22 protein-coding genes and 3 pseudogenes are annotated in these 22273 nt (G+C 64.7%); 12 read left to right on the forward strand and 13 right to left on the reverse strand.

Features of this window, described 5'->3' with window-relative positions; all coding sequences use genetic code 11:
• The 4 genes from C404_RS37895 (at nt 1) to C404_RS37910 (ending at nt 4025) form a co-directional block, all read left to right on the forward strand.
• Complete coding sequence (locus tag C404_RS37895; RefSeq protein ID WP_031329095.1) at nt 1-1065, forward strand: beta-propeller fold lactonase family protein; 1065 nt, start codon at nt 1-3, stop codon at nt 1063-1065.
• Nucleotides 1052-1639 (forward strand): cytochrome b, encoded by a 588-nt coding sequence (locus tag C404_RS37900; RefSeq protein ID WP_031329096.1) that lies wholly within the window; start codon nt 1052-1054, stop codon nt 1637-1639. Before C404_RS37895 ends, C404_RS37900 begins: the two co-directional genes overlap by 14 nt.
• 219 nt (nt 1640-1858) lie before the next feature.
• A complete protein-coding gene (locus C404_RS37905) occupies nt 1859-3613 on the forward strand; it encodes a PQQ-dependent methanol/ethanol family dehydrogenase (protein WP_031329097.1) in 1755 nt (584 codons plus the stop codon).
• An 85-nt stretch (nt 3614-3698) separates the two neighbouring features.
• Complete coding sequence (locus C404_RS37910; protein WP_031329098.1) at nt 3699-4025, forward strand: c-type cytochrome; 327 nt, start codon at nt 3699-3701, stop codon at nt 4023-4025.
• 63 nt (nt 4026-4088) lie between these two features.
• Here C404_RS37910 and pqqE read toward each other — a convergent pair whose 3' ends face one another.
• The 5 genes from pqqE to pqqA form a co-directional block, all read right to left on the reverse strand.
• Nucleotides 4089-5273 (reverse strand): pyrroloquinoline quinone biosynthesis protein PqqE, encoded by a 1185-nt coding sequence (gene pqqE / locus C404_RS37915; RefSeq protein WP_031329100.1) that lies wholly within the window; start codon nt 5271-5273, stop codon nt 4089-4091.
• Nucleotides 5245-5517, reverse strand: a complete 273-nt coding sequence (gene pqqD, locus C404_RS0129765; protein WP_031329101.1) for a pyrroloquinoline quinone biosynthesis peptide chaperone PqqD — start codon at nt 5515-5517, stop codon at nt 5245-5247. The genes pqqE and pqqD overlap by 29 nt, the downstream gene beginning before the upstream one ends.
• Nucleotides 5498-6208, reverse strand: a complete 711-nt coding sequence (gene pqqC, locus C404_RS37920) for a pyrroloquinoline-quinone synthase PqqC (protein ID WP_021194004.1) — start codon at nt 6206-6208, stop codon at nt 5498-5500. Before pqqC ends, pqqD begins: the two co-directional genes overlap by 20 nt.
• On the reverse strand, nt 6205-7122 hold the full coding sequence (pqqB, locus tag C404_RS37925; protein WP_031329102.1) for a pyrroloquinoline quinone biosynthesis protein PqqB: 918 nt from the start codon (nt 7120-7122) through the stop codon (nt 6205-6207). Before pqqB ends, pqqC begins: the two co-directional genes overlap by 4 nt.
• A 136-nt stretch (nt 7123-7258) precedes the next feature.
• Entirely contained in the window at nt 7259-7333 is a 75-nt protein-coding gene (gene pqqA / locus C404_RS59200) for a pyrroloquinoline quinone precursor peptide PqqA (RefSeq protein ID WP_009277446.1), read from the reverse strand.
• Between the two features lie 99 nt (nt 7334-7432).
• On the opposite strand from pqqA, the gene C404_RS37930 reads away from it, so the two are divergent.
• Nucleotides 7433-8377: an alpha/beta fold hydrolase gene (locus C404_RS37930; RefSeq protein WP_021194006.1), complete on the forward strand. Its 945-nt coding sequence runs from the start codon at nt 7433-7435 to the stop codon at nt 8375-8377.
• On the opposite strand, the gene C404_RS37935 is transcribed toward C404_RS37930, so the two are convergent.
• Entirely contained in the window at nt 8363-10354 is a 1992-nt protein-coding gene (locus C404_RS37935; protein WP_021194007.1) for a sigma-54-dependent Fis family transcriptional regulator, read from the reverse strand. The genes C404_RS37930 and C404_RS37935 overlap by 15 nt on opposite strands.
• Nucleotides 10355-10624: 270 nt before the next feature.
• Between C404_RS37935 and pedF the strand changes: the two genes are divergently transcribed.
• The 4 genes from pedF to C404_RS37955 all read left to right on the forward strand — a co-directional run bounded on the left by pedF (nt 10625) and on the right by C404_RS37955 (nt 13808).
• The gene (gene pedF, locus C404_RS37940; RefSeq protein WP_021194008.1) at nt 10625-11110 is read left to right on the forward strand and encodes a cytochrome c-550 PedF; all 486 of its coding nucleotides are present in this window, start codon (nt 10625-10627) and stop codon (nt 11108-11110) included.
• A gap of 93 nt (nt 11111-11203) precedes the next feature.
• Nucleotides 11204-12097 (forward strand): substrate-binding periplasmic protein, encoded by an 894-nt coding sequence (locus C404_RS37945; RefSeq protein ID WP_021194009.1) that lies wholly within the window; start codon nt 11204-11206, stop codon nt 12095-12097.
• A 342-nt stretch (nt 12098-12439) separates the two neighbouring features.
• Nucleotides 12440-13012, forward strand: a complete 573-nt coding sequence (locus tag C404_RS37950; protein WP_021194010.1) for a DUF4337 domain-containing protein — start codon at nt 12440-12442, stop codon at nt 13010-13012.
• A gap of 85 nt (nt 13013-13097) precedes the next feature.
• Nucleotides 13098-13808 (forward strand): hypothetical protein, encoded by a 711-nt coding sequence (locus tag C404_RS37955; RefSeq protein WP_031329103.1) that lies wholly within the window; start codon nt 13098-13100, stop codon nt 13806-13808.
• 35 nt (nt 13809-13843) lie between these two features.
• Here C404_RS37955 and dbpA read toward each other — a convergent pair whose 3' ends face one another.
• Both dbpA and C404_RS37965 read right to left on the reverse strand, forming a co-directional pair.
• On the reverse strand, nt 13844-15241 hold the full coding sequence (dbpA, locus tag C404_RS37960) for an ATP-dependent RNA helicase DbpA (protein ID WP_021194012.1): 1398 nt from the start codon (nt 15239-15241) through the stop codon (nt 13844-13846).
• Between the two features lie 19 nt (nt 15242-15260).
• Nucleotides 15261-15446 (reverse strand): hypothetical protein, encoded by a 186-nt coding sequence (locus C404_RS37965; protein ID WP_021194013.1) that lies wholly within the window; start codon nt 15444-15446, stop codon nt 15261-15263.
• A gap of 161 nt (nt 15447-15607) precedes the next feature.
• On the opposite strand from C404_RS37965, the gene imuA reads away from it, so the two are divergent.
• Nucleotides 15608-16552 (forward strand): translesion DNA synthesis-associated protein ImuA, encoded by a 945-nt coding sequence (gene imuA, locus C404_RS0129770; RefSeq protein WP_031329105.1) that lies wholly within the window; start codon nt 15608-15610, stop codon nt 16550-16552.
• Nucleotides 16485-17030: pseudogene (locus tag C404_RS37970) on the forward strand (Y-family DNA polymerase); the annotation flags it as partial. The gene imuA and the pseudogene C404_RS37970, both read left to right, overlap by 68 nt.
• 142 nt (nt 17031-17172) lie before the next feature.
• On the opposite strand, the gene C404_RS37975 reads toward C404_RS37970, so the two are convergent.
• The 5 genes and pseudogenes from C404_RS37975 to kefB-GI form a co-directional block, all read right to left on the reverse strand.
• A complete protein-coding gene (locus tag C404_RS37975) occupies nt 17173-18081 on the reverse strand; it encodes a LysR family transcriptional regulator (protein ID WP_021194016.1) in 909 nt (302 codons plus the stop codon).
• A 232-nt stretch (nt 18082-18313) separates the two neighbouring features.
• Nucleotides 18314-19465, reverse strand: a complete 1152-nt coding sequence (locus tag C404_RS37980; RefSeq protein WP_004265443.1) for a S1C family serine protease — start codon at nt 19463-19465, stop codon at nt 18314-18316.
• A 24-nt stretch (nt 19466-19489) separates the two neighbouring features.
• A complete protein-coding gene (locus C404_RS37985; protein ID WP_021194017.1) occupies nt 19490-20455 on the reverse strand; it encodes a zinc metalloprotease HtpX in 966 nt (321 codons plus the stop codon).
• Entirely contained in the window at nt 20433-20930 is a 498-nt protein-coding gene (gene psiE-GI / locus C404_RS37990) for a heat resistance protein PsiE-GI (RefSeq protein ID WP_031329106.1), read from the reverse strand. The genes C404_RS37985 and psiE-GI overlap by 23 nt, the downstream gene beginning before the upstream one ends.
• A pseudogene (gene kefB-GI / locus C404_RS37995) lies at nt 20927-21754 on the reverse strand (heat resistance system K+/H+ antiporter KefB-GI); the annotation flags it as partial. The gene psiE-GI and the pseudogene kefB-GI, both read right to left, overlap by 4 nt.
• On the opposite strand from kefB-GI, the pseudogene C404_RS38000 reads away from it, so the two are divergent.
• A pseudogene (locus tag C404_RS38000) lies at nt 21748-22236 on the forward strand (TIGR03759 family integrating conjugative element protein); the annotation flags it as partial. The pseudogenes kefB-GI and C404_RS38000 overlap by 7 nt on opposite strands.
• Nucleotides 22237-22273: the final 37 nt, after the last annotated feature.

Genomic DNA, 22273 nt, shown 5'->3' on the forward strand with positions numbered 1-22273 from the left:
ATGAAAACACGTACGTACACCGTTCAGATAGCCACGTTGATTTGCGTAGGCTTGCTGTCCACTCTCCAGGCCGTTGCAGAGGTGCCCGATCCCGTCGCCTATGTCACGAATCAAGGGGGTGGCGTGACCATGCTGAATGCCCGCACGCTCAAGCCCGTTGCCGAGATTGCCGTGGGCAAGGACCCGCGCGGGCTTGCCGTAACTCCGGATGGCCGCTGGTTGCTGACGGCCAATCAGGGCAGCGCCGATGTGTCGGTGGTCGATACGGGCGCGCGCAAGGAAATCAAGCGCATCGCGGTCGGCCGGAATGTGGAGTTCATGCGCATCTCGCCGGATGGCCGCCAGGCGTTCGTGACCTACGAGCCCTCGTCGGAAGGCGGGCCGCCGGGCAAGAGCGATCAGGCGAAGAAAGACGACAAGGACGATGCCCCGGCCGAAGTGGCCATCATCGATCTCAGCCAATGGGCCGTTGTCGGCCGTATCAAGGCGGCGCGGGAGACCGAGGCCATCGAGTTCTCGCCGGACGGCAAGCAGTTGCTGGTGGCCAACGAGGGCGACAACACGGTCGGCGTGTACGACTTGTCTACGCTCAAGCAGATGCAGTCGGTGGATGTCGCGCCGTTCGGCAATCGGCCGCGCGGCATCAAGATCGCGCCGGATGGCAAAACCTACGTGGTGACGCTGGAAAACTCGAACAACCTGCTGTTGCTCGATGCCGGCTTCAAGCCGATCCGGGCGGTGCCGACCGGGCAGGGCCCTTATGGTGTGGCGTTCGATCGCGAGGGCCGGTACCTCTGGGTGGCCGCCAGCCGTGCGGATCAGCTGCAGGTGTTCGATGCGCGCACCTTTGCGCCGGTGGCCGCCATTCCGGTCGGCAAACGCTGCTGGCATTTCAGCTTCACGCCTGATGCGCAGAAGCTGCTGCTGGCCTGTGGCCGATCGAACAGCGTGCAGGTGATCGACCCGCAAAAGCGCGAGGTCGTCGATACGCTCCCGGGCTACAAGCTGCCATGGGGTGTGGTGACCTATCCAACCTCGGTGGGCAGCCTTGATGCGCCGCGCTAACCGACCTGCTGGCCCGCTGATGCGAGGCGCTGCCACGACCTATACGGGCCTCCAGATCGCATTGCATTGGGCCAGCGCCTTGCTGCTGTTCGCGCTGTTTCCACTGGGCTACTACATGACCAGCCTGGCGAAGGGCGCCCCTGGAAAAGCAGCATTGGTGAATCTGCATAAGTCGCTCGGGCTGACGGCCGCACTGGTGATTGCGTGGCGCGTGATCGCGCGCATGCGCCAGTCCGCACCGCCACCGATTCCCGGCCTGCATTGCTGGGAGACGGAGCTGGCACGCATCACCCACCGTCTGCTCTACATGTGCATGGTCGTGATGCCGCTCTCCGGCTACCTAGGTTCGTCGTTCAACCAGTACGGAACACGCTTCTGGGGCGTGCCGCTGCCGCGCTGGGGCTGGGTCGATAACGCACTGCAGCACCTGTTCACCACGCTGCATGGCATGACTGCCTACCTGCTGCTCGGTTTGGTTGTGTTCCACGTTTCTGGGGTGATCAAGCATCAGTGGTTCGATGCGCAGCGCTGCGTGCAGCGCATGTTGCCCGGTCGTGGCGCCCCCACCCTGTAGGCCGAGGTATCGATGAAGAACCCTGGTTCGGTTGCGCTGTTCCATTTCGCAACAGAACACACGATGTGTTCCGGTATGGCACGCACCGTGGCGTTTCGCCCCGTGTGAAACCGCAGTTTCACGGCGTTTTCCAATGGCACGGGATTTGCCCTGGGTCCCTCCGGTGTGACATCACACTGCCAGACCCGGACCATAAAGACAGAGGTAGAGGAGATAAGAATGAGGACACTACGAGTGATTGCATTTGCGGCTGCCATGGCGGCAGCAAGTGTTGCCGTGCACGCGGCAACGCCCCCCGTCACCGACGCCATGATCGAGAACGACGGCAAATCGGCGGGCGACGTGCTGACCTGGGGCATGGGTACGCAAGGGCAGCGCTTTTCGACACTCACCAAGATCAACACGAAAAACGTCAGCCAGCTCGTACCGGCCTGGTCGTTTTCGTTTGGCGGTGAGAAGCAGCGCGGGCAGGAAGCCCAGCCGCTGATCTACAACGGCAAGATGTTCGTCACGGCGTCGTACTCGCGCATCTACGCGATCGACCTGAAGACGGGCAAGAAGCTGTGGAAGTACGAACAGCGCCTGCCCGAAGGCATCATGCCCTGCTGCGACGTCGTCAACCGCGGCGCAGCGCTGTATGACAACCTGGTGATCTTCTCCACGCTCGATGCACAGCTGATCGCGCTCAACCAGGACACCGGCAAGATCGTCTGGAAAGAGAAGATCGACGATTACGCCGCAGGGTACTCAAGCACCGCCGCGCCGTTGGTCGTGAAGGGCATGGTGCTGACCGGTGTGTCGGGTGGCGAGTTTGGCGTGGTGGGCCGTGTGGAAGCGCGTGACGCCAAGACCGGCAACCTGATCTGGACCCGTCCGACTGTCGAAGGCCACATGGGTTACAAGTACGACAAGGACGGCAACAAGACCGAGAACGGCATGACCGGCACGCTCAACGCGAGCTGGCCCGGCGAGACGTGGAAGACCGGCGGGGCATCGACGTGGCTGGGCGGCACGTATGACGCACAGACCGGTCTGGCCTACTTCGGCACCGGCAACCCGGGGCCGTGGAACAGCCACATCCGCAAGGGCGACAACCTGTATTCGTCGTCGACGCTGGCCATCGACCCGAACACCGGCAAGATCGTCTGGCACTACCAGAACACCCCGAACGACGGCTGGGATTTCGACGGCGTGAACGAGTTCGTCACGTTCGACATGGACGGCAAGCGCGTGGGCGGCAAGGCTGATCGCAACGGCTTCTTCTATGTGAACGACGCGAAGACCGGCAAGCTGCTCAACGCGTTCCCGTTCGTGAAGGTCAACTGGGCCACCAGCATCGACCTCAAGACCGGCCGCCCGAACTACGCGCCGGACCACCGTCCGGGCGATCCGTCCGAGGCTACGGGGGAGGACAAGAAGGGCAAGTCTGTCTTTGCCGAGCCGGGCTTCCTGGGCGGCAAGAACCAGATGCCGATGGCGTACAGCCCGCAGACCGGCCTGTTCTACGTGCCTGCCAACGAGTGGGGCATGGACATCTGGAACGAGCCGATCAGCTACAAGAAGGGCGCCGCTTACTTGGGTGCCGGCTTCACCATCAAGCCGCTCAATGAGGATTACATCGGCGCCCTGCGCGCGATCAACCCGAAGACCGGCAAGATCGAGTGGCAGATCAAGAACAACGCGCCGCTGTGGGGTGGTGTGATGACCACTGCCGGCGGCCTGGTGTTCTGGGGCACGCCCGAGGGCTACCTGAAGGCGGCCGATGCCAAGACCGGCAAGGAACTGTGGGAATTCCAGACCGGCAGCGGCATCGTCGCGCCGCCGGTCACCTGGGAAGACAACGGCGAGCAGTTCGTCGCCGTCGTGTCGGGCTGGGGTGGCGCCGTGCCGCTGTGGGGCGGTGAGGTGGCCAAGCGCGTGAACTTCCTGGAGCAGGGCGGTTCGGTCTGGGTGTTCAAGCTGCACAAGAACTAAGCGAGTCCGCGGTGTGCTGTGCGCTCCCAACAGTGCACAGCGCAGCGCGGCCGATTTACAGCGTCATGGAGTTGAGAACGTGATGATGCGCAATGGAGTTGTTACGCTGTTGGCCCTTGCTTCAACAGCATTCTGCGCGGCTGGTGCGCATGCCGCTCCCGATATGCAGGCCCTGGCTGACAAGAGCGGCTGCTTTTCGTGCCACAGCGTGCAGACCAAGATTGTCGGTCCGGCCTTCGTCGATGTGGCGGCGAAATACAAGGGCGACGCAGACGCGCCCGCCAAGCTGGCCAAGAAGGTACGCGAGGGTGGCAAGGGTGTGTGGGGCCGCATTCCGATGCCGCCGCACCCCAACCTCAATGAAGACGAGGCGAAGCAACTGGTGGCCTGGGTGCTGAGCGCAGGCTCTTGATTTTCTGCGTTGCTTGCGAAGGAGGAGGGCCGGCATTGTCCGGCCCTTCTTCATGGCTGCCCGTTATGACGGTGTGAGGTGGCGCGAATTGGCATCGGTCCGGAATACGATGGGCACTTCGCCGGTACGGGTGTCGCGCATCTTCCCGAAGCCGTTCATCGCAGCCATTCGGCCTTGCAGCACGACTTTCTGCAAGGTCCCGTGATCGGGCGAGCGGCCGCATGCCGGGTCGGCGCGCGTGGCATCGCCCGTCAGCAGATAGGCCTGGCAGCGGCAGCCGCCGGCATCCTCTTCGCGCGATTCGCACGACTGGCACGGCTCGGGCATCCAATGCGTGCCACGGAAGCGCTGGAAGGCATCGCTGGTCTGCCAGATCTCGCGCAGCGGCTGGTTGAGGACATTGGGCAGCACAAGCCCCGGCAGCATGCGTGCCGAATGGCATGGCAGGGCCACACCATCGGGCGCGATACCCAGGAATGTCGTGCCCCAGCCATTCATGCACTTCTTGGGGCGGTCTTCGAAGTAGTCCGGCACCACGTAGAGCAACTGGCACCGGCTGCCGATGCGTGTGCGGTACTCGGTCACCACGGCTTCCGCTTCGCGCAGTTGCTCCAGTGTCGGCATCAGCGCCAGGCGGTTCTCCCATGCCCAGCCGTAGTACTGCGTGTTGGCGAGTTCCAGGTACTCGGCGCCAATCTCCAGCGCCATGTCGATGATGGCGCCCACGTGCGGCAGGTTGTGGCGGTGCATCACGCAGTTCATCACCATCGGATAGTCGTGCGCCTTGATCAGGTCGGCCACGCGGCGCTTGAGGTCGAAGGTGCGTGTGCTGGACAGGAAGTCGTTCAGCTCGCGTGTGGAATCCTGGAACGACAGCTGGATGTGGTCGAGCCCAGCGGCACGCAATGCGCCGAGCCGTTCATCGGTCAGGCCCACGCCCGAGGTCACCAGATTGACGTAGAACCCGAGCTTGTGCGCGTGCGACACCAGCGTTTCGAGGTCCTTGCGCATCAGCGGTTCGCCGCCGGACAGGCCAAGCTGCACCGCGCCCAGCGCCCGTGCTTGCGTGAATACATCGCACCATTGCTCGGTGGTGAGTTCCCGATCGTGCTGCGTGTAGTCGACCGGGTTCGAGCAGAACGGACAATGCAGCGGGCAGCGATAGGTCAACTCCGCCAGCAGCCAGAGCGGCGGGCCCGGGAGCGGAGGCGGTGCAGCCTCAAACGAGCCAGCCGCGTTCAAATGCATGTTTGACAAAGGCGTGGACCTCCGGCGCGATGCCCTGCACGCCAAAGGCGATCTGCAGATCATCGATCAGCATGTCGAGGGTATGGGCGCCGTCGCAGCGCTGCAGGATCGCGGCGGCGCTGTCGTTGAGCGTGACCATGCCTTCGGGGTAGAGCAGCACCCAGCTCTGCTGCATGTCTTCCCACTGCAGCCGGAAGGTCCGGTGTAGCGTGGGGTGGCTGGGATCAGGCAGGGATGGCGTCATGAGCGTGGGCCTGTTGAATGGCATCGAGCATCGACCAGAGGATGTCGAGCTTGAACTGCAGGATGTCCAGCGCGCGCTGCTGTTGCTCCGGCGTGCGGAAGTAGTCGAGCGTCACGCGCAGGCCGTGTTCAACATCACGCGAGGCCAGCGGAATGCGTGAGCGGAAGTACGCCAGTCCTTCCGGCTGCACCCAGGGGTACTGCTCAGGCCAGCCGGCCAGCCGCTCCTTGTGGATGTCGGGCGCGAACATCTCCGTGAGCGAGGAGCACACGGCTTCTTGCCATGGCGCGCGGCGTGCGAAGTTCACGTACGCATCCACGGCAAAGCGCACGCCTGGCAGCAGATGCTGGTGCGACCACAGTGCATCACGCTTAAGCCCAACCGCTTCGCCAAGACGCACCCAGCTCTCGATGCCGCCAGGCCGACCGTCGTCGCCGTCGTGATCGTGAATGCGGACGATCCACTCGCGGCGTGTTTCCCGGTCGGGGCAGTTGGACAGGATGGCCGCATCCTTGAGCGGGATGTTGACCTGGTAGTAGAAGCGGTTGGCAACCCAGGTGCGGATCTCCTCCGGCGTGCATTCCCCCGCACGCATGCGCAGGTTGAACGGGTGGTGGATGTGGTAGCCGGCCTGCTTCGCACGCAGGCGGGTTTCGAACTCGTGGGCGGTCCAGGCAACAGGGTGTGTCATAGCGCGATTTCCATGCCGTCGTAAGCCACCTCGATGCCGTGCGCGTCGAGCTCCCGGCGTTGCGGGGAGTCTTCGTCGAGGATCGGGTTGGTGTTGTTGATGTGGATGAGGATCTTGCGTGCGGCCGGCAACTGGTCGAGCGTCTCGATCATGCCGCCAGGGCCGGATTGCGCGAGGTGGCCCATGTCGGCTGCCGTCTTGGTGGAGAAGCCGAGGGCGAGCATCTCGTCGTCGCGCCAGCAGGTGCCATCGACCAGCACCACATCGGCCGCACCCATCTCGTCGAAGACGTGCGGCTCGATGCGCGCGAGGCCCGGTGCATAGAAGGCGCGCTGGCCGCTCTTGCGATCGACAATGCGCAGGCCGATGTTGTCGCCCATGCGGTGGGCATTGCGGCTGGGCGAATAGGGCGGCGACTTGCTCTCCAGCGGGATCGCCGTCAGCGCCACATCATTGAGCGGCGGGATGGTGAATGCGCTGCCGTCCAGCGAAAGCGTGTGCGTATCCAGCCCGCAGTAATACGACAGCAGGTGCGTGAGCGGGAACGCGGTGGACAGATCGCTGAGCACTGCCGCACTGGCATAGAGCGGCAGTGCTTGCTGGTGCTCGCGCAGCATCAGCAGACCCGTGACATGGTCGATCTGCGCATCCATCAGCACCACGCCCGCGATGCCCGTATCACGCGGCGTGCGCGCCGGTTGCAGTGCGGGCGAGGCATGCAGTTGCGCGAGGATGTCCGGCGAGGCATTCACCACGATCCAGTTGTGCAGACCATCGCCCAACGCGATGGAAGATTGCGTGCGCGGGGTGGCGCGCACGGTGCCGCGCCGCACGCCGTCGCAGTTGCGGCAGTTGCAGTTCCACTGCGGGAAACCGCCACCGGCGGCCGAGCCAAGAACTCTGAGTATCGTCATGATGCGAGCCCAACGTGTTGAGCGGATTGAGCAAGAAGTCGGCCAGGAAGATGCGCGAGACAAGTCGAAGGCGAAAAAAAACCCGCCGTGAACAACCAGCGGGCTTGGAGGGCTTTGCGTGCTCAGTCGTGCGACATCAGCGGTTGGCGATGTACATCGTGATCTCGAACCCCAGTCGCAGTTCGGTGTAGGCGGGCGTTGTCCAGTTCATGTCTCCTCCGTGAGGGTTGGCATAGTTAGTGAGTGCAGTGTTCTGCGGCTGACGCAGGCGTTTTGCCAAACGCAGCCGCCCATCATGAAGGCAACATCCATGCCCACTCCAGACTGGCCCGCCACCTCCGCCCGCCTTGACCTGCGCACGCCGGATGGTCATGTCCTGCATGTGCGGCAATGCGGGCCGGACGGCGGCGAGCCCTGGCTGGTGCTGCACGGCGGCCCCGGCAGCGGCTGCTCACCTTCGATGGCCGCGTGGTTCGATCCGCTGCGGCATCGTGCCGTGCTGCCAGACCAGCGTGGCGCAGGACGCTCGCACCCGGCTGGCACCCTGCGGCGCAATACGGTGACGGCGCTGCTGGCTGATCTGGAACAACTGCGCGCCACGCTGGGCATCGAACGCTGGGGCGTGGTCGGCGGGTCATGGGGTGCGGCACTGGCGCTGGCCTATGCGGACCGCTTTCCCGATGCGGTGGCGGCGCTGGTGTTGCGCGGCACCTTCCTGACCGGCTTTGACGATGTGCAGGCGCTGTTCAACGCGCGCGGCACCGGCCGTGATCTGTTGCGTGGAATTGATCGACGGGGCGAGGGTTTTCCCGGCGCGCGTGGGCGCCTGCTCGTTGCAACAGATTTGTTGCAGGTTGGTACAACTGTTCAGAAATGGAACATCGCCACACAGTGGCAGCGTGCAGAGCGTCGGTTGTTGGGGCTACGGCCGCAGGCGGGGCACCCAACGTGGCCACAGCAGATGGCCCTGGTGCGCAAATACCAGATTCAGGCGCATTACCTCTACCGCCGGGCAGGGCAGGGCAAGTCTGCGCTGCTGAGGGCGGCTGCACGTATCGGCGCACGTGGGGTGCCGGTCACGCTGCTGCATGGCCGGGAAGACAGCGTTTGCCGACCGGAGAATGCGCTGCGGTTATCTGCGGTGATAACGCAGGCGCGGCTGGTGTGGGTGCGGGGCGGGCACCTGGCAGAGGGCGAGATGGCGCGGGCGCTGGGCGCCGCCATTCGCGCGTCTGCGTGGTCAGGCGGTGTCTGAGGGCAGGCCGCCGGCCTCGTCGATCCTGCGGTAGATGGTGTTGCGCGAAATGCCGAGCGCCTTGGCGGCAGCCGAGATGTTGCCGTTGTGCGCCTTCACCGCCGCCATGATGGCCATGCTTTCCACATCGGCAAGCCGCTTGGGGTGAGCGTTGCCGGGGGCGACAGCGGCTGGTTGCACATCCGCAGCCGTTGCACTGACCGGCGCCGGTTGATCGCCGTGGCGCGCCTGCCAGTCTTCAAGAAAGTCGTCGGGCAGGTGGTCTTCCGTGATTTCTGGCGCGCCATCGGCCATCAGCCGGGCAGTGCGCAGTAGGTTGCCGAGTTGGCGGATGTTGCCGGGCCAGTGGTAGCTGCGGAACATCTGCATCACGGCCTCGCTGATGGGTGGCGCGTCTGCCTGTTCCTGCTGCAGCAGCTTGCTGGCCACCACATCGAGGTCGCTGCGCTCGCGCAATGCTGGCAGGCGCACGACGAGGCCGTTGAGGCGGTAGTACAGGTCTTCGCGGAACTGGCCGCTGGCCACCATCTCGCGCATGTTGCGGTGCGTCGCACACACCACCGCCACATCCACCTGGATCAGCTTGTTGCTGCCCAGCGGCGACACCGCACGCTCCTGCAGCGCGCGCAGCATGCGGGCCTGCAGGTGCAGTGGCATGTCGCCGATCTCGTCGAGGAACAGCGTGCCGCCGTTGGCCAGCACCATCTTGCCGATGCCGCCTTTCTTGCGCGCGCCGGTGAAGGCGCCTTCTTCGTAGCCGAAAAGCTCCGATTCGATGAGCGCTTCCGGAATCGATGCGCAGTTCACGGCGACAAACGGCCCGGCGTGGCGCGGGCTGTCGGCGTGGATGGCACGCGCGAGCAGCTCCTTGCCGGTGCCGGTCTCGCCCAACACCATGATGGTGATGCCCTTGCCGATCACCTTGCGCAGCTTGCCGATGACGGTCTTGATCTGGGCATCGCCCGTGTCCAGCGCCTCCAGGCTGGCGGGTTGCCTGGCCGGCTCGATGTAAGGGCGACGCGGCGCCGTATCACGGTCGATCGGCATATCTGTGCCAATTGCACCGCCCACGATGCGGTTGGCAGGCCGCTTCCATTCCACACGCGCAAACACCTTCACGCCGCTGGGCAACTGCAACTGCACGATGCCCGCCGGCGCGCTGCGCTCCCGGTCGATCAGTTGCGACATCGACAGCCCGAACAGCGACGAGAAGGTATGCGCATGCAGGGAGCGGCTTGACAACCCAAGCTGGAATTCGCCGCTGCGGTTGGCCGACAGGAAGCGCCCCGCCGGCGTGAAGGCGGCAATGCCTTCGACCAGCGTGCCGATGAACTCCGGGCGTGAGTGGAAATGAATGCACACCACGTCCTGGAACGTGTTGGCGAACAGCTGGTTTTCGATCATCTGCGCCGACATGCGCACCAGGGCCATGGTGTGCTTGTGGAAGCCGCGGTGGTCGCCTGTCACGTCCAGCGCGCCCACCGTTGCGCCGTACGGATCGAAGATCGGCGCGCAGGAACAGGTGAGGAACTGGTTGGCCTGCAGATAGTGTTCAGAGCCGTGGACCAGCGTGGGTTTGGCGTCGGCCAGCGCGGTGCCGATGGCGTTGGTGCCTCGGGCTTCCTCCGACCATGACGCGCCCGGCTGCAAGGCCACCTTGCTGGCCTGGGCGAGGAAATCGTCATCGCCCAGCGAATGCAGGATCAGGCCCGACGTGTCGGTCAGGATCACCATGCTCTGCGTGTTGACGATCTGGCTGTAGAGCGTCTCCATCACGGGCAGCGCATGCGCAAACAAGGATTGGCTGCGCTCGATCTCGGTTTTCAGCTCGCTTTGCAGCACCGGGCAGAAGTCGGGCGACTCATAGGGCCGCAAGCCATAGGACTTGGATCGTTCGTGCGATTGCGCGATCAGCTCGGGCTGATCTGCCAGAGCACTTTCGGAACCGCGCGAGTCGGCTGCCGCGTGAGGGATCATGGTCGGTCTCCTTAAACTCGCCCGCAATCTGTGTGCGGGTCGCCCGGCTCGCCCTGGTCGCGATCGCCAGGAACAAGCCGGAAGTGTTGCGCCATGAAGCAAGACCCTTGCCAGGGTGTTGCATTCCTGAGCACCTGTTGCCAACCCATGCACCGGATCTCCAGACCGCTTCGCGGATGTTCCCCGATTTGCCGGTCGCTTTATCGCCTTGGTATGGGTCTTGCAGAAAGGTCTCCAAAAATCGTTTTAACGACACTAAGGAGACAACTCTTGAAAACGCCTCGCAACTTGTTCGCGCTGCTTTCTGCCTGCGCACTTCTGGCTGGGGCATTGCCCGGCATCGCAACCGCGCATGGCGATGTCACGCCGCAGGCCGTGGACACGCACACCTTACCGCAACTGGGCGCCGATTGGCGTCAGGACAATCCATACCGCGCAGGCCCTGCACATGACGAGGCATTGCGCATCGGGGCCTCGGCGTACAACCAGAACTGCGCGCGCTGCCACGGGCTGGAAGCCATCTCCGGTGGGATTGCGCCTGACCTGCGCAAGCTCGATACCGACTGCATGTCGCTGGCCGACGGGAAGAAGAAGGACGCTTGTTTCGCAGAGGTCTCGCAGTACATGACGAGCACCGTGCGCCATGGCCGTACGCGTGACGGCCGCGTCTACATGCCGCCGTTTGACGGCGTGCTGAGCCAGGAAGCCGTCTGGGCGATCAAGACCTATCTGGAGTCGCGCCGCGTGCAGGATTAAGCGGCCGTCCCGTTGTTTGCAGTTTCGCGAGCCGGCGCTGTCCCAGTCTGCGTGTTGCGTCGGCTCGTCTATCTATCCGCCAGGAGAGGTCTCATGAACGCCCGTCTTCGGTTGGACACGGCTCGGTTCTTTTGTCGTCTTGGCCGCAGCCTTGCCAGCTTCCTTCTTGCTGCGGCAGTCATTTGGGTGGGCGCCGCACCGGCGCATGCCGACATGGAAAAGATTCGTCAGAGCGGCAGCCTGAAGGTCGCGCTGTACAAAGGCCTGCCACCATTCTCAGACAACGTTGGCGGCCAGTTCACCGGCATCGACGTTGCGCTGGCGGACGCACTCAGCAAGCAGATGGGGTTGTCTGCCGCGCTGCTGCCGTTCGATGCCGACGACGACGGCATGTCGGGCGACCTGCGCAACATGGTTTGGAAGGGACACTACCTGGGGTATGGCCCGGCCGACGTCATGCTGCACGTGCCGGTTGACCCCGCGTTCATACGCCAGAACCACCAGGTGCTGATCTTCGCGCCGTATCACCGTGAGGGGTTCGTGCTGGCCTACGATCATGACCGTATCCATCAGGTCAGCCGCTTCGAGGACTTGGCCGGCCAGCCGACCGGTGCGGAACAGGGGTCGGCAGGTGCCAATGCCTTGCTCTCGGGCGCCCAAGGCGCGCTGCGCGACAAGGTGAAGATCTACGCTGAAGCTGACGCGGCCTTGCGCGCTTTGTTCTCCGGCGAAATCGCCGCGGTGATGGTGACGCGCTCGCAGTACGAGAGCGCGCTGAAAACGCAGGGCAAGTCTGCAGCGCGCTTCCCCGTCACTGAACTTGAGTCGCCCGTTCTGCCTCCGCGTGGCTGGGCCATTGGCATGGCGGTCAAGGAGGATCAGCGCGCGCTGGCGCAGGCGCTGGAAAGTGCACTGCAAGCCCTGCGCGAGAGCGGTGAATTGCAGCGCATTTTTGCCCGGTATGGGGTGTCGATCGTGGCGCCTTAGGGGGTAACTTAAGGGGGTAACTTAGGGAGGTAACTTAGGGGGCAAATATCGCCCCCGTTCCTCCTCAACCTGGCTGCGAACCATCAGCACAAGTTTGGCTGGTCTTGCGAACCGTGCTTTCGGCGGCACAAACACGATCAGGTCCGCCCGGTTTCGTTGGCCTGCGCCACAAAATCGTCGCGGAAATCTGACCTGACACCCAGACGGATACCTTAGGGAAGGGTGTCCCATGCCGTTGGATACCTGCACTGCCGGGCGTTGCGTTTCCGTACAAGTCCATGCATTGTGAGGCCCGCGCCTGACGGGGCACATGACCACACAAGACCAAAACGGGGAGCAACGATGTCTGAAGGATTTCACGTACACGGCGCACACGACCATGTGCTGGAACACGCCGCAGAAACCGGCCACGCCGACAGCTTTGCCGGCCGCATCGCCGTCATGACGGCCATTCTGTCGACCGCCGGCGCCATCTTTGGCTACCAGGGCGGTGCCACGCAAAACGAAGCGTTGCTTGCCAAGAATGAAGCCGCCATCCACAAGACGGAGGCCGCCAACCGCTGGGCCTACTACCAGGCCAAGGGCCAGAAGCAGGCGATTGCCGAGCTGACCGCACAGCTGCCCGGCGCCGATCAGGCGGCTGCCAAGCGCGAAGCCCAGCGCTACGCCACCGAAAAGGAAGACATCCGCCGCCAGGCTGAAGACCAGGAACGCTTGGCCAAGGAAGCCGACGAAGCCAGCGAACGCGCCGTGCATCACCACCATCGCTGGGCACAGGCGGTGGTGGCGATGCAGGTGTCGATTGCGCTGGCGGCCATCACGTTGCTGTCGCGCCGGCGCTGGCTGCAGGTGATCTCGTATGGTGTGGGCGGGTTGGGTGGGGTGTTGGCCGTGCTGGCGATGCTGCATATCTGAGGGCGGTTGCGCCGTCGTGTGCGCTGCCGCCAGAATGTCGCCCGTGCAGGAGGCAGCCCGCCTCCCGAAACTGGATACGAACACCATGACACGCGGAATGTGGGTACGGCGCGCAGTGGCAATCCTGGGCTTGTCGGCCAGCGTGCTGGCGATGGCAGCTGGCCCGGCAGTTGAGCCGGGCGAGTACATCTATGTGGAAGGCGGCAGCAGCCACGGCGCGATGTCGGTCAAAGGCAACCGCTTCAACATCGAAACCATGGGCGCGAACTGCCATACGTGCGCCGTCAGCGGTACGTTCAAGGGCCGCACCGGCGTGGCCGATGCATGCCGCATCGCGGTGTCGGGCGATAACGGCGTGCTCAAGCTCGATACGTCCGCCACGCAGGAAGCTTGCCGTGACTTCTGCGGCATGCGCGCCGGGTTCGACGGCGAATACCGCCGTCCACCCGCTGCGTGCACCGATCGCCAACGTACGGTCCGCATCGGCCAGGCGCACAAGCAATACGCCGCCAAGGACTATGACGGCGCCCGCACGACGCTGCGTGCACTGCTCTCCGAATGCGACACCTTCATGGACTGGATCGAGCGCGACAAGGCGCGTAGCGACCTGGCCGTAACGGAATACCACCGTGGCGACAACCAACAGTGTCTGGCGGCGTTGTCCGACACCGTGGCCGTACGCATGCAGGGCGACAGCTCAAGCTTCCTGCCGCCGTGCGACGCCGACAACTACGCCTCCACCAGCAAGGCCATCCTCTACAACCAGGGGTTGTGCAAGGCGCCAGCCAAGCACTGACAGTGCGGCCTTGAGCCTTGAGGACGGCGCAGGCGTCATTCGTCCATCAACCGAACCCGGACCTTCTTGCCCTTTACCGTGCCCCCGTTGAGCTTGCGTAGTGCATCGCGTGCGATGCCACGCTCGACCGCAACGTAGGTTGAGAATTCGGTCACGTTGATCTTGCCGATCTGGTCAGCGCGAAAGCCGGCGTCGCCGGTCAGTGCACCGAGGACATCGCCGGGGCGGATCTTGTCCTTGCGTCCGCCGAGAATCTGCAGGGTCTCCATCGGCGGCAGCAGCGGAGCGTCGCTGCCGGTGTCGAGTTCGGCAAGCTTGTGCCATTCGACCTCGCGCCCGAGCACCTCCTCGATATTGCCGACACGCCCCATCTCATCCATGCTCGCCAGGCTCAGCGCCCAGCCGTTCTCATCGGCACGGCCTGTGCGGCCGATCCGGTGCACATGCACTTCGGGGTCAGGCGTTACGTCAACGTTGATGACCGCTTCGAGCTGCGCGATGTCGAGCCCGCGCGCGGCAACGTCGGTTGCGACGAGCACCGAGCAGCTCCGGTTTGCGAACTGGATCAGCACCTGATCGCGTTCGCGCTGCTCCAACTCACCATGCAGCGCAAGTGCGTGGATGCCTTGCGCACGCAGCACGTCGAGCAGGTCGCGGCATTGCTGCTTAGTGTTGCAGAACGCGAGCGTGCTGACCGGCCGATAGTGTTTCAGCAGCCGCCCGACCGCATGCAGCCGCTCGTTGTCGGTTACCTCGTAGAAGCGCTGGCGGATCTTGCTGTCGTCGTGGCGCTCTTCGAGTTTCACTTCCTTCGGATTGCGCAGGATCTGGCGGCACAGCTTGGCGATGCCGTCCGGGTAAGTCGCCGAGAACAGCAGCGTCTGCCGGTCGGTCGGGCACTGGCGTACGACCGTCGCGATATCGTCGAAGAAGCCCATGTCGAGCATCCGGTCCGCTTCGTCGAGCACGAGCGTCTTCAGCGCGCCGAGCGTGAGATTGCCGCGTTCGAGGTGGTCCATGATGCGACCCGGCGTGCCGACGACGATATGCGCGCCGTGCTCAAGGCTTTCCGCCTGCGGGCGCATCGGGGTGCCACCGCAGAGCGTCAGCACCTTCACGTTCTCTTCGGCGCGCGCGAGGCGGCGGATTTCCTGCGTGACCTGATCGGCGAGTTCGCGCGTCGGGCACAGCACCATCGCTTGCACGTCAAAGCGGCGCGTATCGAGTCGCGTGAGCAGCGGGAGCGAGAAGGCCGCGGTCTTGCCGCTGCCGGTTTTCGCCTGTGCGATCAGGTCGTGGCCCGCGAGCGTGATCGGCAGGCTCGCGGCCTGGATCGGCGTCATGTCGGTGTAGCCGAGCTGCGCGAGATTCGCGAGCACGGCGGGGGCGAGCGCAAGGGTGCTGAAGGGCGTGGCGGTCGGTTCGGTAGTCATGTTGTTCCGTCGGGTCAATTCAGTTGAGCGGCCGGCCTTCGATTTGCTCGTAGACGACCGTGCCGTCGTCGGCTTCGAAACGCTCGACGTAGTTGCGCGCGCCACAGAGCGTGCAGCGGAACAGCGGCCCTTGGCCTTCGTCCTTGATGACGACTTCAGACAGTTCCCACTGCGTGCCGCAGCTCTGGTTTTTGCAAGTGAACACGGTTTTCTCCGGATGGGTTCGGTTGCGCACCGTTGGTGGCAAGGTGGGATGGGGCGACAAGAGGGGGCAACGGCAAGGACGTTTAGAAACAGGCTAGCGCAGAGCGAAAGTTGTGATACTGTATATCCATACAGTATTCGCGATTTTCTCCCGCGCTTTCCATGTTTGCGCCGTCCCCGTCTCTTTTTCCCGCTGAAGGTGTCGCGGAACACCCTGTCGCCACTGGGCCGGCGGTGTGTGCGTCGCGCCTGCCTGCGCAAAGAGCCCGGATAGTACCAGCGCCCGAGACGCTGCACCCGGCGCTGTGGCGTGCAGGCAGCCTGGCACGCGCCAGTGGCCGCGTTCTGGCCACCGGTTATGACACGCTGAACACCGAATTGCCCGGTGGCGGCTGGCCGCTGGGCGGGCTGACCGAACTGCTGTGTCCTCAGCCCGGTATCGGTGAGTGTCGTTTGCTGCGCCCGGCGCTGTCCACACTGTGCGCGGGGGCAGGGCTGAGTGGTGGACGGATTGCGCTAGTCGGCCCTCCACATCTACCCAACGCCGTGCGGCTGGTCGGCTGGGATTTTTCTCCTGAACAGATCGTCTGGGTGCGCGCAGACAAGCCTGCTGACCTGCTGTGGGCCGCCGAGCAGATCGTGCGCAGCCAGGCATTCGGCGGCGTGCTGATCTGGCTGAACCAGGCGCGCCCTGGAGCACTGCGCCGGCTGCAGGTGCTGGCACAAGCAGGCGAGAGCGCCATCTGGGTGTTCCGGCCGGCGCAGGCGTTGCGCGAGTCGTCGCCGGCGGTGCTGCGCCTTGGGCTGGTGCCGGCGGGTGGCGATGCGCTGTCCATCGTCTTTCACAAGCGGCGCGGGCCGTTGCGTGACACGCCGTTGCTGCTGCCGTTGGCGGATCCGTTGCAGGCGGGGCGCGCTTCCGTTCGTGCGTTGCCAACACAACCCGCCGAGCCATTCACCATGGACCCGGCCACCGCGTCGCTGCTGGCCGCGCTGTCGTCTTCTTCTGCGTTCGATGCTCTGTCGGACGCTTCTGATCATGCCGTTCTGGATCGCGGTGCATCTGCCCCGACTGCCGCTGGACGCGCTTCGACCCCGGTGGTCTGACCCAGCCGCGCTGCCCCTGCCGGTGGTGGTGCTGGAGCAGGAGCGCGTGGTATCGGCCAACCGTCTGGCGGTGCGGGAAGGCGTGCATGCTGGCCTACGCCGGGCGGGTGCGCAGGCGCTGGTGCCGCACGCCGTGCAGCTTGAGCGTGATCCGGCGGCTGAAGCACGGCTGATGCAATCGCTGGCGCTGGCACTGCTGGCATTCACCCCACACGTGACGCTGGATGTGGCCGACGAGGCGACCGTGCTGCTGGAGGTGGAGGCAAGCCTGCGCCTGTTCGGCGGGCATCGCGCACTGTGTCGGGCGGTGAAGTATTGCGCGTACCGGTTGGGTGCCGTGCCAGTGCTCGGCGCCGGACCGACGGCGCGCGGTGCCGCATGGCTGGCGAGCACGCGACCGGTGCGTGGGCGTCGCACAGCAACCCCAGGTGGTGTACGACGGGCGGTGGGAACATCATCGTGTTCCCAACTCGTTGATTGATAACGAGTTTTCCGCACTCGGCGAACCGAGATGGACATAATTATGGACTGAAAACCACGCTTGGTCAACGCGCGCTCCGAGCAAGTCCAGTGCGAGCCATGGACAGCCAGCAGTAGCCAATGTACCCGAGCGCTCAACGTCACGAGGCCGGTTTATCTCCCTTTGGCAGGAACTCCTCGCGGGCGCGCTGCAGAAACCGCTTCATGGGCTCAGAGGGTTCGGCGCTGCGGCGCAGCAGGTAGGTGGACAGCATGGGCGGCGTGCCGGCCAAGGGGCGAACGGTTATGTCGGGGCGGTTCAGGGTCTGCACCTGCGAGGCAATGGCGAAACCTAGGCCATAACCGGCACCGACCAGAGTCAGCATCACGCCTAGGCTCGTCACCTGATCTACCAGCTTGAGCGGCTTGGACGCACCTTGAAGCACCGCCTGGATCTGGTGGTGGCAGCCCGATCCCGCGTCCGGATGGCACAGTACCAACGGAAACTTCAAGGCTTCATCCAATGGCACTTCCGCGTGCGCCAACAAGGGGTGGCGCACGGGCACGATCACCGACAGAGGATCGGTCCACACGGGCTCGGCGACAAGGCCTTCGCTCACCGCGTCCGACAGCGCAAAACCGATGTCCAGCAGATCGTTGTGCAGGCCCTTGAGCTGCTGCGCGAAAGGCAGCTCGAAGACGCGAATCTCCAGTTCGGGCTCTTCCTCGCGGCTGCGCGCCAGCAAGGTGGCAATGTGGGGCTGCGCCAAGCTGTCGCAGATGGCGATGCGCAGATAACCCTGATAGCCCTGCGCCGCCGCCTTTGCGGCACTCACCGCCTGCTCCACGGTGGCCAGCACGCGCCGGCACTCACCGAGGAACACTTGACCGGCCCAGGTCAGTCGCGTCTGGTGCGCGCTGCGGTCGAACAACTGCACGCCGAGCGTGGCTTCGAGATTTCGCATTGCGCGCGACACAGGCGATTGTTCTACGCCAAGGCGCTCGGCCGCTCGCGCGAAATGCAGTTCTTCCGCGACCGCAACGAAATAGCGCAGTAGTCTGAGTTCCAATGCGGCCTCCTGTTTGCCTCGTTCCTGGCCTGCGTCCACCTCATGCGGATTGCGCCTCGCTTTCTCCTTCGATGATTGGCAAGAGGTTCCGGCGTTGCATGCTTGCCTATTCGGATAGGCAGATCGCATCCGAAAATTACGGAGGTTGAGGCGGAACGCTACCTGGCCGAAGACCTGAGAACCTCAATCGCCGCGACGCTGCACTACCGCCTGATCCACAGGTTCAGTTCAATCAATTCCCGGGTTGCAGCTCCACACGCACCTCGCGCGATTTGCCGGCCCGCTCCACTGACAAGACCACCACATCGCCGACCTTCCTGTCGTCTAGCCGCGCGAGCAGCTTGGCCACATCGTCCGTCGCCTGGCCATCAACATCGATGATGCGGTCGCCCGGCACGATGCCTTGCGGCGTGACTTCGACACCCGCGAGGCCGGCCTTGTGCGCTGCCGAACCAGGGGTAACACGCAACACGAACACGCCCTTGCTTCCAGTCAGCGCCAGCAGGCGCTGATTGAGCTGTTCGTCCACCTCAATGCCCAGCGCCGGACGGATGTACTTACCGGTCTTGATGAGTTGCGGGACTACGCGCATGACGGTGTCCACCGGCACGGCGAAACCAATCCCGGCCGAGGCGCCGGAGGGGCTATAGATCGCCGTGTTGATGCCGATGAGCCTTCCTGCCGAATCGAGCAGCGGCCCACCGGAGTTGCCAGGGTTGATGGCGGCGTCGGTCTGGATCAGGTGATCGATGGCCGGGCCGCCCGCTTCTCCGGGTAACGAGCGGTCGAGCGCGGAGACGATGCCGGTGGTGAGCGTCCAGTCCAGGCCGAAGGGGTTGCCGATAGCGAACACCTTCTGACCCACCTTGAGGTCGGCACTGGTGCCGACCGGCACGGCCGGCGGGCGCTTGAAACCGACGCCGATCTTGAGCACAGCGATGTCGTGCGCGGGGCTCGTCCCCACCAGTGCGGCCTGGTAGTCGCGGCCGTCGGCCAGTTTGACGGTGGCTTCGGACGCGCCCTGGATGACGTGGAAGTTAGTGACGACGTGGCCGGCGTCGTCCCAGATGAAGCCCGAGCCAGTGCCGCGCGGCACGGAGAAGACGTTGCGCGTCCAGACATCGCGTACCAATTGTGCGGTAGTGATGTAGACCACCGAGGCGCGCGATTTCTCGAACAGTTCGATGGTGGCTTTCTCGTCCGCCGCCAGATCGCCACGCGCCGTCACAGTGCGTTCTGCCGCCTCGCGCGGACTGAACCAGGCCTCGATGGCGGGCAGGAACTGCCACAGCAGCATGAGCGCGGCAATACAGGCGGTGATGAAGAGCCAGCGCCGGACGAAGTGGTCCGGCGCGGGACGTTGGTACGGGTCGGGGTAGGCCATGAGAAGTCTCCTGTTGATAGGCAATCAGCGCCACAGCCCGCTCGGGCGCCAGCGCGGTGGGCGCGGCGTCAAAGCGGATTCCGGCAAGAAATGGGGCGCGTGGAGTGGCAACGCTGATGCTGGCCCAGGCGCCAACGTCAGTAGGCGTGAGATGCGTTCTTGCGTGGCCGGATGCGTGCGCAACCAGGAGGGTTCGGGATTGCCCCATCCCGGCCACAACCAGGCGCGCCAGGAGCGGCTGACCCGCTCGATTTTCGCCAGCGCGGACGCCGGCCCCTGCGGGTCGCCAGTCAGTTCCGCCGCGAGGCGGTCAGCGTCGAACTCACGCACGCGAGACAAGCCGAGCTGTGCGAGCAGGGCCAGCTGGGGCGATGCGGCCAATAACAATAAACCAGGCCAATAGACCTCCGCCGCGCCAACCAGCAGCGCGGGCAGGTTGAGCAGGATCGCGACTTGTCCCATGAGGGCCAGCAGGCTCGTGAGGCGACTGACGGAATCCGCCAGCCCCATGACACGCAGATCCTCATTAGCGATGTGCGCGATCTCGTGCGCGAGGACACCCGCCAGCTCGCGTGGGCTCAGGCGGCGCAGCAGGCCATCGGTGAGGGCGATCGATGCCTCCTGCTTCGATCCGGTGGCGAAGGCGTTGACGACGGCACTGGGCACATAGTGCGGCACCGGCGTGGCGGGCAAACCGGCACGGGCGGGCAGCTCGCGCAACAGGGCCCACATCTCGTGGGCTTCTTGCGGGTGCAAGGCCCGTACGCGGTACAGGCGCAAGCTCAGCGCCGACGCGGCTACCGGTTCCAGCAGCAACGCACCTGCAACGGCAAACAGCGCGAGCCACAGGCCGCCTTCCCCAAACGGCAGTCTCCCTGCTGCGGCTGCGATCCCGACCAGGGTCAGGACCAACAGTCCGGTCTGCAGGCGGTTGAGCCAGCGGTGTTGCAACAGCGCCGTGCGCGGGTCACTGGGATGATGACGGGTCATGCTCAGATGTCTCGGCGGCGCGGTCGTCGCGCTCGCGCAGCAGCCAGTAAGTGGCACCAAGCGCCAGCGTGGCGCCTGCAAGCGCGGCGATCTTGCCAGGGCTCGCCTCGGGGTCGAGGATCACGAACTTGCGCGCCAGCGCGATCAGGCCGATGAGGATCACGGTCTTGACCTGGATGATGCTGTCCCGACGCAGCGCCACGCGCACGATGGAATGCTTGAACTCCATCGCGATCAAGAGCGTCATGATCATGCCGAACACACTCTGGAATACCTTGTGATCCAGGGGATTGAAGGCATCGAGAACCAGCAGCGTGAAGACGATGGAGATGAGCTGGAACAGCGACACCACGATGATGACGGCAATCACCGCCGACAGCACGAGCGCGACGACCTGCTCGAAGCGCTCGTAAAAACTCATGATGGCCAATTGGTCGCGCAAGACCTGAAATGGGTTAAGGCGTGTTGATTTCATGACGATGAACTCCCTGGAAAACGGCTGCTGTCGAGACGGCGGCGCATTGCGCTGATGTGTCCTTCAATCAGCTCGGTCGACATGCCAAGCGTCGACATCACCTGTTCCGCCAGCCCAATAGCTGCGGCAAAGGATTGCTGGTATACGCGCACGTTGGGCATGGCGCGAAATGCATCGGCCGCGGTCGTACTTCTGCATGACACCCACAAGGTCAGCGCCGGACGGCGCTCGGCAATCGCCTGGGCGATGCGCAGCACTTGCTGGGCATGGTCGAACGTGAGCACCACCAGACGCGCTTGCGCCAACCCGGCAGCCAGCAGGGTATCGGGCCGACTCGCATCGCCATGGAACACCGGCACGCCGGCGGCACGCGCGGCCTCGACCTTCTGCGCGTCCGCCTCCAGCAGCAGATGCGCCACGCCGGCGTGGCGAAGAATCTCGCTGACTGTCAGGCCAAGCTCGCCCGCGCCGCAGATGATGACGTGGTCTCGAAATCGCGCTGTCTGCGCGGCGATCTCGACTTCTTCAGCCTGGGGTGGCTGAATGACGCCGCCGGTGCGGCTCAAGAACCGGGCAAGTACATCGTGATGGCGGATCAGCAGCGGTGCCAAGGCCATGCTGAGCACCAGCGCGACCAGCATGGGTTGTACGACGGTCGCGGGAATCAGATGCTGCTGCAAGACCATGCCCAACAACAGCAGGGCGAACTCGCCGCCATGCCCCAACGCTATGCCCGTGCGCCAGGCATCGAGGGCGGACAGGCGCGCCGCCCGCAAGGCCAGGGTGTTGAGCCCGATCTTGACCGGTACCAGCACTGCCAGCCACGGCGCTGGGCATCGAGGCGCGCAGCGACGAGGAACGCAACCGCTATGCGGAGCTGCAGGTGCAGGCGGAATCGAAGCGCGTGGGCAAGACGCTGGCCTACCAGCGGGCCTACGACGCGGCGTGGAAGCGGCTCTATCCGGGACAGCAGCGCGTGAACATGCCGGGTGCGAAGGCGCCGGGCGCCGGCAACCGGGGCTCGGGCCGGCTGGCGGTTTTCGTGAAGGCCGAGTGCCCGTCGTGCGAGCAGCGCGTGCGCCAGCTGCAGGTGGCCGGCACCGCCTTCGACCTCTACATGGTCGGCAGCCGCCAGGAGGACGCCCGCATCCGCCAGTGGGCGACGCAGGCCGGCATCGACGCCGGCCGCGTGCGCTCCCGCACCATCACGCTCAACCATGACGCCGGGCGCTGGCTGTCGCTCGGCCTGCCCGGCGATCTGCCCGCCGTGGTGCGCGAGGTCAACGGCCAATGGCAGCGGCAGTAACCCGCCGTGCAGGCTGCGCGGCCTTGGTCCTCGGCCT

The organism is Ralstonia sp. AU12-08 (genome assembly GCF_000442475.1).
In the GTDB taxonomy this organism is placed as follows: Bacteria; Pseudomonadota; Gammaproteobacteria; order Burkholderiales; family Burkholderiaceae; genus Ralstonia; species Ralstonia insidiosa.